Source organism: Parafilimonas terrae, from assembly GCF_900115755.1.
GTDB lineage: Bacteria > Bacteroidota > Bacteroidia > Chitinophagales > Chitinophagaceae > Parafilimonas > Parafilimonas terrae.
Genome location: NZ_FOXQ01000002.1, coordinates 190,193 through 207,535, shown reverse-complemented (window position 1 = coordinate 207,535; position 17,343 = coordinate 190,193). Strand labels below are relative to the sequence as shown.

Genomic DNA, 17,343 nt, shown 5'->3' with positions numbered 1-17,343 from the left:
GTTAATGATTTTCAAATATGTTTAAAGGCTTATAGCATCTTTGAACGGCATAAGGTTTTGATCTCACTTTTTTCTTAACACAAATCAATTTGCATCATTGCAACTATATATAGGCTTTATCATTTGTACAAATATTGCTTTGCGCAACATAATAAGCCAATAATAATTTTATCCCGAAAGTTTACCAACACTGTAAATAATGTAATTTACCCGCATTAATTATTAATGCTTTAAAACAAGTTGATCTGCTATGATGCTTTTACCAAACATTTTCCACAAATATCGATGCATGAAACCGAGTCTTTTTTTTACCTGCCTGTTCCTGTTTATTTTTTCAACTGTTCAATCTGCAGCCCAATCAAAAAAATTTGATACAACTGTGAAGATGGGCGAGCAGGGTTTTCGCGTTGAATGCAATAACAAAAATGCTGATAAAAATGAAGTAACTGTTTCACCCATTAATTTACAGGTAAGCGGCAGAAAGCCTTCGTTTAGTGTATATGGAAAAGTATTGAATGCATTTACAGATGACATGAATGATGATGGCCGCCCCGATCTTGCTATTTGTGTTTACAGCGGCGATAATGATGCTATAGGTTCTGTGGTTGCCATATCTTATAATGCCGATAAAGGTTTCGACCCCATTTTCTTTCCGGATATTTATCTTGATGCTAAAATCCGGGAAGGTTATAAAGGGTACGATGTGTTTTCGCCGTTAACCGGAACGCTGATGCGAAAATTCCCGGTTTATATGCCAGGCGATGCCGCCGATAAGCCAACAGGCGGCACACGTGTTGTTCAATATAAAGCTATGATGGAGAATGGCCGCCAGTCGTTCAAGGTTTTAAGATCGTATGACACAAAATAATTGTCATTAAAAAAATAACAGCTATGGAAAATACAAATGATGATGTACAGCATCACACACAACATAAAAAATATGAAGACATACATTTTGTTGACAGTGCAAAGCCCGTATGGAATTATTCACTGTTCAGTGATGAAGACGTCAGTAATTTTCAAAATGGCACACATTACAGGCTGTATGAATTATTTGGCAATAAACAGCTTGAAGTATTAAACACACAGGGAACTTATTTTGCTGTATGGGCGCCAAATGCAACGCAGGTAAGCGTTATAGGAAATTTTAATAACTGGCATAATGATGCGCATAAATTATTTGTAAGGCTTGATAAAAGCGGTATATGGGAAGGTTTTATTCCAGGTGTGTGGAGCGGTGAAAGTTATAAATATCATATTCATGGTTATGGCGGAACGCAGTTGAATAAAGGCGACCCCTTTGCGCACCTGTGGGAGAAACGGCCGCTTACGGCATCAATCACGTGGGGCACTTTTTATGAATGGGCAGATGAAGCATGGATGCAGCAACGCAAAAAAAACAATGCGCTCACTTCACCCTTCTCTGTTTATGAAGTGCACCTGGCAAGCTGGATGCGCCCCAATAAATATGATGAAGAAAGCTATAATACCTATCAGCAAATAACAGAAAGGCTGGTGCCTTACGTGCAGGAAATGGGTTTCACGCATGTTGAATTTATGCCGGTAATGGAACACCCTTTTGATGGCAGCTGGGGCTACCAGGGCACGGGTTATTATGCGCCCACTTCGCGTTTTGGAAGCCCGCAGGATTTCGCGGCGATGGTTGATGCATTTCATAATGCAGGCATTGGTGTTATTCTCGATTGGGTGCCATCGCATTTTCCTTACGATGCACACGGTTTATTTATGTTTGATGGAACGCATACTTATGAATATGCAGATATGCGCAAAGGCTATCATCCCGACTGGAATTCTTATGTATTCAATTATAAACGTGGCGAAGTAAAAAGCTTTTTAATAAGCAATGCACGTTTCTGGTGCGACCGTTTTCATGCAGATGGCCTTCGTGTTGATGCAGTAAGTTCTATGCTGCGCCTTGATTACAGCCGCAAGGAAGGCCAATGGGAACCTAATGAATTTGGCGGCAATGGCAATATTGAAGCAATTGCTTTTATTAAAGATTTGAATGAAACTTTATTCAGGGATTTTCCAGATATACAAACCATTGCCGAAGAAGCCTCCGACTGGCCGGGTGTAAGCAGGCCAACATTTGAAGATGGGCTTGGCTTTGGCATGAAATGGATGATGGGCTGGATGCATGATACGCTTGATTATTTTAAGATGCAACCATCACTGCGCCATCTTATTCAAAACAAGTTTACGTTCAGCATGATGTATTTCTATGATGAAAACTTTATGCTGCCTTTAAGCCATGATGAGGTGGTGCATGGCAAAAGCCCGATGCTGTATAAAATGCCCGGTGATGAATGGCAGAAATTTGCTAACCTGCGTTTACTATATACTTATATGTTCACGCATCCCGGTTCCAAACTTTTATTTATGGGCGATGAATTTGCTGCATCAAGCGAATGGAATTATAAAAGCGAGTTGCAATGGAACCTGCTGGGATTTGTAAGTCATGGCGGCATGAAATATTGCGTTCAGAAACTAAATGAGCTATATCGTAATGAGCCGGCATTGTATGAAAAACAATTTATGCCCGGTGGCTTTGAATGGCTTGACCTTACAAAGGGCAGCAATGCCATTATTGGTTATAAACGTATTGGTAATGACCGTAAAGATGATGTGCTTGTGATTTTAAATATGACAACCCAAGTGCGCAATGATTGGGAAATATATGTGCATGATAAAGGAGAATGGGAAGAAATCTTCAACAGCAACAGCAAAGAATTCTGGGGCACCGGCGATGTATTCAATCCTGAAATAAGAGCAGAACTTGTGGATGAAGGCACGAAAGCTTATAAGCTAACTATTAACCTGCCTGCATTGGGCGCGGTGGTGTTGCGGTAACGCGGTCAGGCGCATCAAATTTTTTAAATAATAGTTGCAATGTTAATATGGTTTAGTTAAGAAGAATATTCAATACTCAATAAAACAATACACAATACAACAGGCAGCTTAAACCTGATATATAACCATTGGAATAAAGAGATAATTGTTCCATTGCTTTGCTGCTATTTCCATACCTCAAATCTGCCATAAAATGCCCCATGTGGTAAGCCCAGCTTTATAATGTCAATAAACTTTAAAACAATATAAATGCGTTCGTTCGTAATCACTTATTTGTTGACCTGGCATTCAACCGGGAGCATTTAGAAAAAGATACTTTAAAATCTTATGAAAATAAAAACCCGCACTTTTGCTAATGGTCTGATGGCATAGAGCCGTCTGACCACGTCCCCTTCCCAAAACTTTAAATTATAATTACGATATGAACAAATACACATTACCTGCAATTATAATTATAATATTAACCGCAGCGTGCAATTCGCAACCCAAACAACAAAATATCAGTGCAGTAAATAACCTTTCCGATTCTGCTTTATTCGATACTATTCAGCGCAGGACATTCGAATACTTCTGGACGGGCGCGGAGCCCAACAGCGGCATGGCGGCAGAGCGCATTCATATTGATGGTGATTATCCCGAAAACGATCAAAGTACCATTGCCGTTGGTGGCAGCGGTTTTGGGTTGATGGCAATTTTAACAGGCATTGAACGCAATTATATAACAAGGCAACAGGGATTTGAGCGCCTGCAGAAAATTGTAAACTTTCTTGAAAAAGCAGATCGTTTTCATGGCGCTTATCCGCATTGGTTGCTGGATGAAAACGGACATGTTCGTCCTTTTGGTTTTGATGATAACGGCGGCGATCTCGTAGAGACAAGCTTTTTAATGCAGGGACTTTTATGCGTGCGGCAATATTTTAAAGATGGCAATGATGAAGAAAAAAATTTAGCAGCCCGTATTGATAGTTTATGGAAAGCTGTTGAATTTGACTGGTACCGCCAAAACAATCAAAATGTTTTATACTGGCACTGGAGCCCAAACTATGAATGGAAGAAAAATTTTGCCGTGCATGGTTATAATGAATGTTTGATCATGTATGTGCTGGCAGCATCTTCGCCTACGCATGGAGTACCTGCAGAAGTATATCACGAAGGCTGGGCGCAGAACGGCGCTATCAATAAAACAAGTAATTATAAAAATGATACGCTGCATTTATTCATGCAGGGAAATCCGCCGCATGGCGGGCCATTGTTCTGGGCACATTATTCATGGCTTGGTTTAAACCCGCATGACTTAAAAGATCAATATGCTGATTACTGGAAAGAGATGAGCACCATGGCAAAGATGAATTATGAATGGTGTGTTGACAATCCCAAACAATTTAAAGGTTATGGCAAAGATAGCTGGGGTTTAACGGCAAGTTATTCTGTGAAAGGTTATGCAGCACATGCGCCTGATTCCATAAACGATCTCGGTGTTATTTCGCCAACGGCAGCCTTATCATCTTTTCCTTATACGCCTGAACAATCAATGTCCGCCATGAAGCATTGGTATAATGATTCAACACTTCGAAATAAATTGCTCGGCCCTTATGGCTTTTACGATGCCTTCAGTGAAACAGACAACTGGTATCCGCAACGTTACCTTGCCATAGACCAGGGGCCCATTGTGGTAATGATGGAAAATTATCGCAGCGGTTTGTTATGGAAATTATTTATGAGTTGTGATGAAGTAAAAAATGGCCTTGCCAAATTAGGCTTTACAATAGCAGAATAAAAAAAATACATGAAACAATTTTTTAGAACTTATTTTATTGCAGCAACATTATTATTTTCCAATGCTGCATTTGCGCAGCCAATTATTCATTCGCATAACGATTATTCGCATACGGTTCCCTTCCGCGATGCTTACAACAATAAAGCCGGCGTTATTGAAGCCGATGTATATTATGTGAACGATGAATTAATGGTAGCGCATAATAAAACAGACATCAGGCCAGCCAGCAGTTTAAACAATATGTACATTCAGCCAATTGTGCAATTGTTTGATACCGGTAAAAATGTACATAGCTTTTATTTAATGATAGACATAAAAGAAAACCAGGTGCAGGCATTGCCTGCATTGATGAATTTATTGCAGCAACATCCTTCAGTATTTAACAGGCAGATAAATAAAAATGCAATACAGGTTTTTATAAGTGGTGAAAGGCCCGCAGATTCAACGTTTCATAATTATCCGTTTTATATAATGTTTGATGGTTTGCCTGATAAAAATTACGCACCAAAAGATTTGGAAAAGATAGTAATGATAAGCGATAATTTTCGCACGTATTCCAACTGGAATGGTAACGGCGCTTTACCCGCTGCAGACAGCATTAAAATTGAAAACATGATCAATGCTGCACATGCTTTGGGCAAACCTGTGAGGCTATGGGGAGCGCCGGATACAAAACAGTGCTGGCAAACAATGATCAACCTTAATGCTGATGTTATTAATACCGACAAAGTAACAATGTGCAGAGAGTTTTTAAATGCACAAAACGATTTGCATTAAACAAATGCTTACGCAATTGCACGTTAATATAGATTGATTGTAATTAACGGTCAAACGCTTGTTAAATCAAATAATTAATCAATTTGGTAGCTTTACAATTTCTGTTAGAACTACACCATTAATAACGAAACAATTCCCGATGATATTTAAAATTGTTGTTACCACAATTGCTTTTTCATTTTGCTTAAATGCTGTTGCACAAATCAATAACACAACTTACCCGGACTCCATTGCGCCCGTTGGCGTTATTAAAGATATATCCGACAGCGCTTTGCTTGATATTGTGCAGCGGCAAACCTTCCGATACTTCTGGCATTATGCACACCCGGTAAGCGGCCTCGCAAGGGAAAGAGATAATACAGTGCAGGGCGATTATTATTGGGATTATATTAATGAAGCGTATGACGAGCCAAACTTCAGCAAAAAAACTTACGGCCCTGAAGCCTGCGCTACCGGAGGAACAGGCTTCGGGATTCTGGCAACTATTGTTGCCGTAGAAAGAAAATGGATTGGTTATGATACAGCATTGAAACGCCTGGTGAAGATGGTTGATTTTCTAAATACGGCAGACAGCTATCATGGTATCTTCCCGCATTTCATGAACGGTGCAACAGGAAAAACAATTCCGTTTGGCAAATTAGATGACGGCGCAGATATTGTTGAAACGAGTTATCTGCTGATGGGATTTTTATGTGCGAAGGAATATTTTAAAGGCGATACGCCACTTGAAAAATATTTCAGGAACCGCGTTACGCAATTATGGAACAGCGCTAACTGGAATTGGCATGCAAACGGTGGAAATACTTTACTGTACTGGCATTGGAGCCCGATGAATTCTTTTGATATGAACTTTCCCATTCGCGGTTATAATGAATGTTTGATAACATTTATTATGGCAGCATCTTCGCCAACACATGCCATTTCACCTGATGTTTATTTCAACAGTTTTGTAAACAGCGCTTCTTATATTAATGATAAAACTTATTACAACATAAAGCTGCCGTTAGGCTTCGAATTTGGCGGACCGTTATTCTTTGAACATTATACTTTCATGGGCGTTGATCCGCATAATTTAAAAGACTGGCATACGGATTACTGGGAGCAGGTGGTAAACCATACCCGTATTAACCGCGCTTATTGCATCGACAATCCAAAAAAATTTAAAGGCTATAGTGAAAACTGCTGGGGCTTAACGGCCAGCGATAGTTACAAAGGTTATGTAGCGCATTGCCCGCAGGAAGATGTGGGTGTAATATCACCCACTGCGGCTTTATCATCCATGCCTTACACACCTGAGTATTCCATGCAGGCATTAAAACATTTTTATTATGATCTTGGTGATAAAATCTGGGGGCAGTATGGTTTTGCGGATGGCTTTAGTGAAGAACATAACTGGTATGCCAAAACACATCTGGCCATAGACCAGGGGCCAATTGTTGTGATGATAGAAAACTACCGCAGCAAACTTATCTGGAATTTATTCATGCATATTCCTGATGTGCAAAACGGGTTAAAGAAACTAGGCTTTAAGAGCCCATTCATTAAAAAGCAGTAATTGCAATAACTTAAACAAAAAAGCAACTTATGAAAACAATCTCTACCTTATTATTATTGTTTGCATGCATATATGCAAATGCTCAATCTGCTACTAAAGCTGTAACAAATGCAGCCTGCATTAATCCTGTAAACCTGTTTGCTGAAAACATCACCACTAACTCAGCTTTATTAACATGGAAGAGGTATGATAAAAGTGCTTTATCATTTAATCTTATCTGGCGTGAATATACCGCCAAATCAAAGTGGGATACTGTTTTTAATATTCAGGATACAAATTATTTATTGAAAAACCTCAAACTCAATACACAATATGTTTTCAGGGTGGCATCCGTTTGCAGCGACACTATAAGCAGGTATAAATTAAAATGGGTTTTTAGCACACTTGCAAAAGGCGGATATTGCGCAGCACATTCCAACTCCTTAATTTATATTGAATCCGTAAGATTTAAAAATAAAAAGAATACGAGCGGAAACAATGGTTCGGGCTATGGTGATTATACAAACATAATCGTTCCTTTTACAAAACAAAAAAATTACACCTTGTATGTGAAGCCGGTAAAAAGCCCGCTGATAAACGATTCGGTAACAGTAAGCATTTATATAGATTTTAATAAGAATAAACTTTTATCCGATGCCGGTGAACTTATAGGAAGAAAAAAAACTTTGGGAGAAAAGGAACTGCCTTTTAGTTTTATTATTCCTGCCAATGCGGTAAATGGCAATACACGGATGCGTATTGTAACCGAAGAAACATTTTTTGCCTACAACGAACCATGCAATTATACGAATGGTGAAACCGAAGATTACAGCGTAAAAATTACTGCATTATCATCAGCCAATGATGATAATGCAGTAATGATGACCAATAAAGAAATAAGTAACCTTGTGGTGCATCCTAATCCGGCAGGCAATGCAGCAACAGTTAGTTGCAGTATTGAGAATACAGGAAATATTGAATTGATGATTGTTGATCAGTCAGGAAGAATAAGGTTATCAGAAAAAAAAGGAATTCAGGTGAAAGGCAAATTCAATACACAGCTAAATACAACGAATATTCCTGATGGTAATTATATTCTTGTGTTAATCAAAAATGGCAGCATTACTGAAAGAACTATACTCGTTATAAGACATTAATAATACTTTACTTTTTTTAAACAATATAAACAGGAACATGTTGTTAAGATTTGATAGCCCATACGTTAATCTAATCAATTTGGCAGCTTTATAATTCCTGTTGAGATTGCGTGATTAATAAGGGAACAATTCCTGATGATATTTAAAATAAGCTAAAATATAGAAATTAGTAAGTTTTATTTGAAAGATTTGTTTGATAAATGCCGAATGCCCCTATATTTGCACTCCCGAAAACAAACGGGGAGTTTTGGATCGGTAGTTCAGTTGGTTAGAATGCCGCCCTGTCACGGCGGAGGTCGCGGGTTCGAGTCCCGTCCGGTCCGCAGATTAAAATAATAACGCCTTGTAAGTCAAAAGCTTGCGAGGCATTTTTCATTTCGGGGTAAACACTTACCTAAAAACTCAAGACTTCACTGAATAATCCTCTTTTATTCTGCATCAAAAGAAAGTTCTTGAAAATAGTTGAGTTTGGAACAGTAATATTTATTATAAGGTTTTGCGTATCCCTCTCTTATCATTATTTCACTTAAACAAGCACCATTAGAAAGAATAACGTAAGCCAGTGTCCAGCTATGCCTATCCACATTTGAGCTTCCTTCTGTTATCGGAGAAACATTTTGTCTCGGATGAACAATAGATGACAAGAACGCTTTAGATGCCATGCCAAGGCTTAAAAGCAGCTGACCGGTATGTGTGTTTGCCTTCATCCTGGATCAATTTTCTACACCTATTTATTTCAGGTGTGCATCAATTCTCAAGAGGCGTATTTCAGTTTCATTTTTGCGAACATATCAAACTACAAATAAGCCACCTCCATCAACAATTCTTGTTACAGTATAATGAGTTTTTACTATTTGCGGTGCGATTGCTATGTTTTGCATTGCTTTTCCTTATATATAGTGCTGATTTTCAATTATTCACGAATTTATTTTGAAAATAAATAGTTTCTATTAAAAACCACTTTTAAACATTGTAAAAATGGCAAGACAAACAGGGTTTAACAAGATACTCTGGCACAATGGGCGGGGTCCGTCACTTCAAGATTAAAGGTCTTTCTGGCGACTTCGCGGAATGGTTGGCGGTCCTTCCGATGATCAGATCTTAACGGCTCTCCTGAGTTTGAAAGAACTCGTGAAAACATGAACGAATTTGGCGGCTGCACTTCAGCCGGTAAATCAATCCGCACTCGTTTAAGCCAGGTAATCAAACAAATGAGTGATCCACAAATGGCCGGCAGGCTTACCGCAGAACAGTGCATTAAGAATAGATGAAGAAGATGATTTTGGATTGCTGGCAGCCATAGCGCGCTATAATACAGTTGGGGCAGTAACCGTTAAACCGATAATGACATGAGCATTCCTGAAATTGAATATTGCCCGGGTTTACTGACCGAAGGCTATCATACCTATAGCCTTGTTTTTCTGCGAAGGATGTTCGATGCAAAAAAGGTAAGCCACATATTAGGCTACGATTCACCTCAACACAGCGAAGAAGACGCAATACGGTTTATATAAAACAGGAAACGTATTTCCATATCTGGTGTTCAAAAAATGTCGTTGGCATTTCACAAGAGTGAACTTAGGTTAACGAAAGAAGGAGAACAGGGAAGCTATATATTAAACCCTATTCCCAGAGACCTGAAAAAAGTGAACCAGATGCCGGCTAATGAACATGTTACTATGCAAATAGCGGCACAGGTATATGGGATACACGCTGCGGAAAACGGAATAATCTTTTTAAAGACGGCAGCCTGCATACATCACCTGCAGTTTTGATGTAAGAAAAGATGGCAGTAAATGGGAAAGAAGATTTTGCTACGCTTGCAGGTAAAACAAAAGTTACAGCCGGTATGAATTTTAAATATGATTATTCTTATGGAGAGGCAGTTGCGTACCTAACGTACTTATTTGCTGAACTATAACACAAAATGCAACAGCCTTAACAAGGCATGAGAAAATGAGTGATATGATGGGTACGTGTTTTATTGAAAATTTAATAAGAAGAAACAGTTTTCTTTAGATTTTTATTTTAACCTCCATTACTTTACATCGTATTCTTCCTATCCTTTTCTCATTGCATCATCTATTTTTTATCCTGTTTACTTTCTTTGCTGTACATATACCCCAGGCATTTTTAAATTGATCGTATTCCAGGTTGCATCCAGCTTTTGGGTAAAAACTAAAGATTGAAAAAATTTTCAACACAAAACCTCTTTGCGTTTAAAGAAATCATGTGTTTTATATAGGCTTTTGTTTAAAATTAAGGTCGCTAAATTATTTTGATATACAAAAATTTTTTATGTATGTTTGAATACGTAAACCGATTCCTGAGAAAAACTGCCATAAACCATAGGATTGCTTTCGCTTTTCTTATTTTAATAAAAACTTTAATTGATGGAAATGTTTTTGGATTGTGAGTTTAACCGAACTCTCAAAAGATAATTTATTATGTCGTACATTATTAAAGCTGAAATAAACGGAATACAGGATTTTATCTTTAACATTCAAAGCAAAGGTGCTGCTAAAGCGCTAAAGGCGCGATCCTTTACCATAGAAGCTTGCTGCTATCTTATTGAAAAAATATTTGAGGAATCATTTCCAAAGGGAAACAAAATTTTTACGGGTGGCGGTAATGTTTATTTTGAAACAGGCATTGAAAACATAAATGAGGAAGAATTTAGAAAAGCATACTCAGAAAAAACAAGCCTTATTATCAAAGCTCTGTTACCTTACCAGCTAACCGCAAGCTTTTCTTACAGTTTTTTTGATAATCGACAAGCCTTTGGGATTTTTATTAAGTCTTTAAATGAAAAACTTAACAGTAATAAATTAAGGTTTGGAGTAAATGACATTAATGTGTTTTTACCCAATGCCGGTCTTCATAAAAACCAGTCAGACTTCATGTCATTAACTTCAACTTACGCCCGCAATAATTCATTTGAGATAAGACAAGATAATAACGACAACAGAAAACTGGTTACAGGAGAAGGCGTAGCCCTATTAAATCAAAAAATTATTTTTAATAATAGGCCTTCCGGTTTTCTAATCCCTTTGCCTACATGGAATAGCGACCTATTATTCAACTACCAGGATGTGATAACGGAGATAAAACTTCAGGACGATGAAGATGAATATGCAGCTCCTAAAAAGGATAATATAATCTCATTTGAGTACCTCGCAGCGTTTGCAAAAAAAAGAACAGGAACAGATAACCTTGGAATCTTAAAATTAGATATAGATAATCTTGGAAAGCTGTTCCAAAAATTAAATCAAAAAGAGCAGAATGCTTTTTTGTCTAAAAAAATGCAATTCTTTTTCAGAGAGGCAATTATAAAATTACTTGATAGTACTGTTACAATAAACAATGAAAAATACAGATTGAAAGATAATATTTATACAGTTTATGCCGGTGGCGATGATTGCTTTTTTATTGGGGCATGGGATGCTATTATTGAGTTTGCCATAAAGTTGCAAAAAGAGTTTAGCAAGTTTGAAACTGAAATAAGAAAGAAGATAAACGTATTTACAAAACCAATTACGCTTTCTGCAGCAATTATACTCGTTGATTCACATTTTCCCGTTGTACGTTTTGCTGAAATAGTTGAAGATGATCTTAAAACTGCAAAAGCAACAAAAGCCAACGAACAGTTTGATGCATCGGGCGAACAAATGAAAAATAATATAAGCTTTATGGGCCATGTTTTTTCCTGGGAAGAATTCTATGAGTTGATTGAAGTTAAAGACACTATGAATGAAATGATAAATGAATATAATGAATCAAATGCTTTTCTTCACAGAATTATAAACTCTTTTGAGGGCAGTGACAAGATTTATTGGCAAAAATGCAAAGAATCAAAGCCTTTTAATCCTTCTGTATTATGGAGATTTATTTACAGCTTCAGAGACATAAGGCATAAACCCTATTTCAATACGTCCGGCCTGCACGATAAGTTTTTTTCAGAAAAAAATGGTTATTACAGAAGGTATATATGGGAGCATTTTTCACCAGGCAAGGAAATATCCCAAGTAATGCCTGTCGCAGCAAGATGGACCGAATTACTAAACAGAAATAAAAATTAAATCATGTCAAAAGATTACAATAAAAACCATAATAGAAATCAAAAACCAAATTCTTCAGATTCAATTTCAAAAATTGCAGATAAATATACCCCCGCAATTAAAAATATGTTGTTGTTTGAAGAATCGAGCACTGCTGAAATAAAAGCCGGAATAGAATCAATTAAAAGTTTGATGGAAAAAAACTCTGGTATTACTGCACACCAAATTCGAAACATTTTTTCCTTAATTAAAGACTTGAAAGAAAAAGATGCGGTGAAAAAGCTTAATGAATTACAGCTACTAAGACCCAAACTTGCTTATATAGGGGCACGGCAGAAAGATGATGATGGAAAAATCATCATTACAGTTTTAGATGACGTCATAAAATCTATTGATCTAAGTCAAGATAAAGAAAAAATAAGTAAAAAAATAAATGGCTTACACTACATAATGGAGAGTATGGTTGCTTATCACAAATTTTATTCAAAAGATTAAATTATTAACAATGTTAAAGCTTACCAGTAAGATTATTATTAAAGGGAAATTATTTTGTCATACCGGTTTACGAATAGGAGGTAATAAATCTTCGCTCGAAATTGGCGGCGTAGATTTAAATATTATAAAAGACGCCAGGGGCGTTCCTTACCTGCCCGGAAGCTCCCTAAAAGGAAAACTCAGATCATTATTAGCTAAGCCGAACGGATGGGAAAGTATAAAAATGGATGGACAGATCGTTACTGATTTATTTGGCGGGAGTGGTGGTAAAGATTCAAAATTAATTACCAGGCTGTTTGTGAGAGACGCAACGCTTGATGTTGCAAAGTTTAATGAAGACTTTCCTGATAAAAACAAAAGGGATTTTGAATACAGTGAAACCAAAACTGAAAATGTAATTAACAGGAGTACCGGAAAAGCACAACATCCAAGAACAATTGAACGCGTGCCGGCAGGGGCTGTTTTTAATTTTGAAATGATGCTTGACATATATGAGAATGATAACCTTAAAAAATTCCTGGAAACACTTACCAATGCTTTTGAATTACTTGAATATGATTACCTCGGGGGGCATGGTAGCCGCGGCTCGGGAAAGGTTAAAATATATTCCCTGGAATTAAAAGGAAAAAAGTGGGCAAATAATGAATTAACTGATATGAACCTTAATGAATATACTGAAATGTTCAAAAAATTTGCTGAACCTATCAATGAAAAAGTACAGGCATGAAGTCAGTAACACTTTATTGCAAACGCGGAAGCTGCTTTCATTTTGGAAGATACGCCCCGGATAGTGACACCGCTTTGAGTGAAAGCGATGAAATTATGCATTCAGATACACTGTTTGCAGCCCTGGTAAATACCTGGCAGGATATATTCAGCGATGCCAATGAACTTGTAAAAGCTTTTGAGGATGGAAAAGTAAAAATATCTTCACTCTTTCCATGTATACAACAAAATGGAAATTTTGTATGGTTCCTGCCCAAGCCCATATCTTTTAACCTGTTTGATTCAAACAATTACAAGAATTATCGCAGTATAGAATATATTTCAAAAAAGGTATGGGAAAGCATACAAAACCCTCCGGATTTATCCGGCTCTCAGCAATATATACAGATTGGAAGAAAAGAAGTTAATGGCAGAGGCACAGTTGGAAGACGGGTATTTATATTAGATAAAGATGAGATAAATATTCCCGGTGAAACCACAGGTAACTTAGTGCAATCTTTGGCAGTTGTAAATAAAGAAACCCTGCCCAAGGTACGTGTAAGGGATACTGAAGAAGAACGTGGCATTTTCCAGTTAACTGTAACTGAAATATGCGACAATTCAGATGTAGCCGAAGATATTCTCGTTCATTATTATTTTCTTCTTGATTGTAATGAAGATAATGCTTTGTACCAGAATTTAAAGCTGGTATTAGATATGCTGCCTTACACAGGAATTGGCGCTGAAAGAAGCACCATTGGCAAGATTGAAAAAGTTGAAGTTAACGAATGGAATATTTATATGAATGATGCAGACCAGCATATGAATTGTACTGTTTCACTTTTTTCACCCATGCATTCCGATCTTAATAAACTGGTTTATTTCAAATCCATCATGCGCGGAGGAAGGCGGCTCGGCAAAAATGAAGGGCAAGGCCAGTATTTAAAAACGGTGAGAATGATAAGCGAAGGCGCAATAATACAGAAGAGTGCAGAAGGCCAGCTTGCCGATGTAAGCCCCGGCGCTGATAAATCTTATTTAAGGCTTGGTAAAGCTATTTGCCTGCCCGTACGTTCAAAATGGATACCTGATTATGAAGACTGAAGCATTAGGGGTACACATGCCTGTTACAATAAAAACAATTACGCCATTGCATATAGGCAGTGGAGAAGTGCTTAGCCCATTGGCAGATTATTGGATGGATGACAAAAAAAATATCCACTTAATAAACCAGGATGCGTTTTCCCAATTAATTCAAAAGAAAAACAGAACTAATGAATACGTAAAGTTTGCCACAGCAATAGCAAATGAAAATAAAACTAATGCACTCAGCAATTTTGCCAAAACTTTTTTAGACGAAGAAATTAGTGCTCTTTCAGAAAAAATAATTTTTAAAAGTTTCGGGATAAACAATCCTATTAAAATTGATTGTTGCCTGCAAACTGAGGGGAAGCCATTTGTGCCAGGAAGCAGTTTAAAGGGCGCTATAAAAACAATTTTACTTCTGAATTGGTTAAATTCCGGAGAAGAAGAAAGCGATAATATACTTGATAAATTTTTAGATGCGTTAAATGAAGCAGTTGTTAATAATAATACCTGGAAAGTAGAAGAAAGTTATATTCATGATGTTGAAGAAAAGCTTTTTGGTGTTTTAAAGGGAAATGCGAGAATGCCGGCCAGTTGTTTAAGAATACCTGATACCAATTCGATAGAACTCTCTGACATCGTAATATACAAAGTAGATAGATTTAATTTATTTAAAGCAGAAACGGCAGATTCTTCAATCAGCGTTTTGAAGCAATGCATACCAAAGCAATATGCTTTTCAAACAAGTATATACCTTGATTTTTATTCTGTAAAAAAACAAGAACATCATTTTGCATTTAGGGAAATAACATCTAAACAAAAATTATTTGCTACTATAAACAAGGCATCTCTCAGTGTGTTAGAACATGAATATTTTATAATGAGCAGCAATAAAGTAACTGCAAGATTAAAAGAATATGACTCTCATTTAGGCCGCATTAAAAGCGCTATAGAAGAAAGCAATAATCAAAAGGCTTTTTTGCGCCTTGGCTTTGGCAAACTGCAATTCTATCAAACTATAGCTTTATCAATTTTAAAATATTTTGACTATGACGATGAAAACAGGGAATGGAATAATTACCTGAGATACTGCAATAAATTCAAAAAGGATATATCCAGTTTTTATCCTGTTACACGTGTGCTTACAAGTATTGGACAGGAACCATTAGGATGGGTTGAACTCTCATAATTACTGAATGATAAATATTTTAAACTTCTCTGCGCTTACAGCATTTGGCAGTTATACTTATGAAGAAATAACATTAGCAAAAGCCAGAGAGTTATTGTTAAAAGAAGGATTTATATCAGCAATCAGTCATGAAGGGAATGCCACCTTGCTCTCACAGCTAATGGGTTTTGAAATAGCTTTTAACAGAATAGAATACCGGCAACAAAAGGAAGAAACAGCCTTAGTATTTAAAATAAAAAAGACTTCTTCAAGGACAGGCTGTTGAAGCAGGAGATTTAAGTGAATCAGAAGAATATGAATTCGGGCTATTGAAAAGAGTACAAATTACTTTATTATGAAAAAAAGGTTTTTACAATACATTACTTCCACAAAATTTTTAAGTATACAATTTTACGCAGGTATTGTAATAATTGTTGCTTCAATTTTATTCGGAGCGCTGCAACATTATAAAACCGGCCCGTATTACCAAATACTAACTAAAGTAATTCAAAATGTTTAAAAAAGCCAAACTAATAAGTTATGCAAAATCCGAGGCCATCATTTTTTAGAAGGAACTTTCAATTCGCAATAAAACATTATAAGCGAGAACTTAAAATTGGACTACTTGTTTTATTTGTAACAATAGTTATTGTTTTTTTAAGTTGGTCGTTAGGAGAGTCTTTTTCAAATTTTTATAGCGCGTATATTGATACCGTTATATCTATATCAACTTTAGTAGTTGGAATAGGTTTATGGTTTGCCTATTTAGATAAACGTCGTACAGAATCTTTATCGAAAAAACTTACGGTTCATTTCAAATACGATAAAAAGTATATAATGTCTTGTTTTGAGGCTTATTTAAGCAGTGAGGCAGATATAAGACAATGGGCTCAGCAAATAGGTGCACAAATTAGCAAAGAACGTCAACTTAGTTTTTATCCATATATAACATCTTTAGAACCAAAAGAAAATCCAGCTAATAAAGAAAATAACATACATTCCTTTATGCATTATGAAATTACAATCTACCTCAGAGAACTGCCAACAACAAATCCTCTTTTAGAAAAACACTATGTTTTCTGGATCCAAGATGATGTAAGTTTAGGTTATAAGCAAGGATCACTTGATGAGCACCCTACGGAGCCATTATCTAAAGAACAGGCGTATAATCATATTAAAAAGCATGGAGAAGTAGAAACCCCTCCAATACTTAAGCTCGTTGACATACTTGAAAAGAAGAATGCACTATTAAAACGTAATAATCCAAAAGACAATACTGTAAATGATGAATTGCAAACCTATTATAGGATAATTGATAATCCGGAACTCACAAAACTTAAGGACGAAATAACTAAATTAACAAAAGAATATCAAGATTCATTAAATGATCAAATTCAGCAGCAATCCAACTGAAAACTTCAGTATTATAAATTTCGTGTTGGAAGACGATATTGAACCTTTTGTTTTGAAAACAATAGCGCCTCCCGATGCTATTACAGAAGACTTTGCACACAAAGGAGTAATACTTTCAGGAAGGGGGCCGGTTTGGCTGTATTGCTTTCTAACACATTTTTATCATCCTACAAAATTTGTGGCTACTTATGATCCCCGGTTACAAGGTGCAGTTGTAGTGGAATCGCATGCCAGTCAATATAAAGTTGGTGATATTATCTCAATTGAATCTTCTCTGATAAAAAGCAACGATTGATCAATCC

The 17,343-nt window shown here is 36.6% G+C and carries 17 protein-coding genes and 1 tRNA gene; 17 read left to right on the top strand and 1 reads right to left on the bottom strand.

The genetic code is table 11. From position 1 onward, the window contains the following. The first annotated feature begins 289 nt into the window (after positions 1–289). From BM015_RS05660 to BM015_RS05630, 7 genes are all read left to right on the top strand, one after another. Positions 290–868, top strand: coding sequence for a hypothetical protein (locus tag BM015_RS05660; RefSeq protein WP_090655770.1), 579 nt, complete (start codon positions 290–292; stop codon positions 866–868). A 23-nt stretch (positions 869–891) separates the two neighbouring features. Continuing rightward, a complete protein-coding gene (gene glgB / locus BM015_RS05655; RefSeq protein ID WP_090655767.1) occupies positions 892–2,871 on the top strand; it encodes a 1,4-alpha-glucan branching protein GlgB in 1,980 nt (659 codons plus the stop codon). A gap of 421 nt (positions 2,872–3,292) precedes the next feature. Next, complete coding sequence (locus tag BM015_RS05650; protein WP_090655763.1) at positions 3,293–4,648, top strand: glucoamylase family protein; 1,356 nt, start codon at positions 3,293–3,295, stop codon at positions 4,646–4,648. Between the two features lie 9 nt (positions 4,649–4,657). Beyond that, positions 4,658–5,425 carry a PI-PLC domain-containing protein gene (locus BM015_RS05645; protein ID WP_090655760.1) on the top strand — a complete coding sequence of 256 codons (768 nt, stop codon included), beginning with the start codon at positions 4,658–4,660 and terminating at the stop codon, positions 5,423–5,425. Positions 5,426–5,564: 139 nt separating this feature from the next. After that, entirely contained in the window at positions 5,565–6,980 is a 1,416-nt protein-coding gene (locus tag BM015_RS05640; RefSeq protein ID WP_090655757.1) for a glucoamylase family protein, read from the top strand. A gap of 29 nt (positions 6,981–7,009) precedes the next feature. Next, entirely contained in the window at positions 7,010–8,116 is a 1,107-nt protein-coding gene (locus BM015_RS05635; RefSeq protein WP_090655754.1) for a GEVED domain-containing protein, read from the top strand. A 249-nt stretch (positions 8,117–8,365) separates the two neighbouring features. Then, positions 8,366–8,439: transfer RNA gene (locus BM015_RS05630), tRNA-Asp, on the top strand. A 105-nt stretch (positions 8,440–8,544) separates the two neighbouring features. Here BM015_RS05630 and BM015_RS05625 read toward each other — a convergent pair. Continuing rightward, positions 8,545–8,823 carry a thermonuclease family protein gene (locus BM015_RS05625; protein WP_090655751.1) on the bottom strand — a complete coding sequence of 93 codons (279 nt, stop codon included), beginning with the start codon at positions 8,821–8,823 and terminating at the stop codon, positions 8,545–8,547. A 642-nt stretch (positions 8,824–9,465) separates the two neighbouring features. Here BM015_RS05625 and BM015_RS21515 point away from each other — a divergent pair. From BM015_RS21515 to crn3, 10 genes are all read left to right on the top strand, one after another. Beyond that, positions 9,466–9,630 (top strand): hypothetical protein, encoded by a 165-nt coding sequence (locus BM015_RS21515; protein ID WP_177191825.1) that lies wholly within the window; start codon positions 9,466–9,468, stop codon positions 9,628–9,630. A gap of 36 nt (positions 9,631–9,666) precedes the next feature. Next, a complete protein-coding gene (locus BM015_RS21510; protein ID WP_177191824.1) occupies positions 9,667–9,891 on the top strand; it encodes a hypothetical protein in 225 nt (74 codons plus the stop codon). 672 nt (positions 9,892–10,563) lie between these two features. Then, the gene (gene cas10 / locus BM015_RS05610) at positions 10,564–12,195 is read left to right on the top strand and encodes a type III-A CRISPR-associated protein Cas10/Csm1 (protein ID WP_090655749.1); all 1,632 of its coding nucleotides are present in this window, start codon (positions 10,564–10,566) and stop codon (positions 12,193–12,195) included. 3 nt (positions 12,196–12,198) lie between these two features. Continuing rightward, positions 12,199–12,669: a type III-A CRISPR-associated protein Csm2 gene (csm2, locus tag BM015_RS05605; protein WP_090655746.1), complete on the top strand. Its 471-nt coding sequence runs from the start codon at positions 12,199–12,201 to the stop codon at positions 12,667–12,669. Positions 12,670–12,679: 10 nt separating this feature from the next. Then, positions 12,680–13,396: a type III-A CRISPR-associated RAMP protein Csm3 gene (gene csm3 / locus BM015_RS05600; protein ID WP_143075763.1), complete on the top strand. Its 717-nt coding sequence runs from the start codon at positions 12,680–12,682 to the stop codon at positions 13,394–13,396. Continuing rightward, positions 13,393–14,478, top strand: coding sequence for a type III-A CRISPR-associated RAMP protein Csm4 (gene csm4 / locus BM015_RS05595; protein WP_090655740.1), 1,086 nt, complete (start codon positions 13,393–13,395; stop codon positions 14,476–14,478). Before csm3 ends, csm4 begins: the two co-directional genes overlap by 4 nt. After that, entirely contained in the window at positions 14,468–15,649 is a 1,182-nt protein-coding gene (csm5, locus tag BM015_RS05590) for a type III-A CRISPR-associated RAMP protein Csm5 (RefSeq protein WP_090655738.1), read from the top strand. The genes csm4 and csm5 overlap by 11 nt, the downstream gene beginning before the upstream one ends. Positions 15,650–15,656: 7 nt before the next feature. Beyond that, positions 15,657–15,914 carry an STIV orfB116 family protein gene (locus BM015_RS05585; protein ID WP_090655735.1) on the top strand — a complete coding sequence of 86 codons (258 nt, stop codon included), beginning with the start codon at positions 15,657–15,659 and terminating at the stop codon, positions 15,912–15,914. A 254-nt stretch (positions 15,915–16,168) separates the two neighbouring features. After that, positions 16,169–17,041 carry a hypothetical protein gene (locus BM015_RS05580; protein WP_090655733.1) on the top strand — a complete coding sequence of 291 codons (873 nt, stop codon included), beginning with the start codon at positions 16,169–16,171 and terminating at the stop codon, positions 17,039–17,041. Further along, complete coding sequence (gene crn3 / locus BM015_RS05575; protein WP_090655730.1) at positions 17,013–17,336, top strand: CRISPR-associated ring nuclease Crn3/Csx3; 324 nt, start codon at positions 17,013–17,015, stop codon at positions 17,334–17,336. Before BM015_RS05580 ends, crn3 begins: the two co-directional genes overlap by 29 nt. The last annotated feature ends 7 nt before the right edge of the window (positions 17,337–17,343 follow it).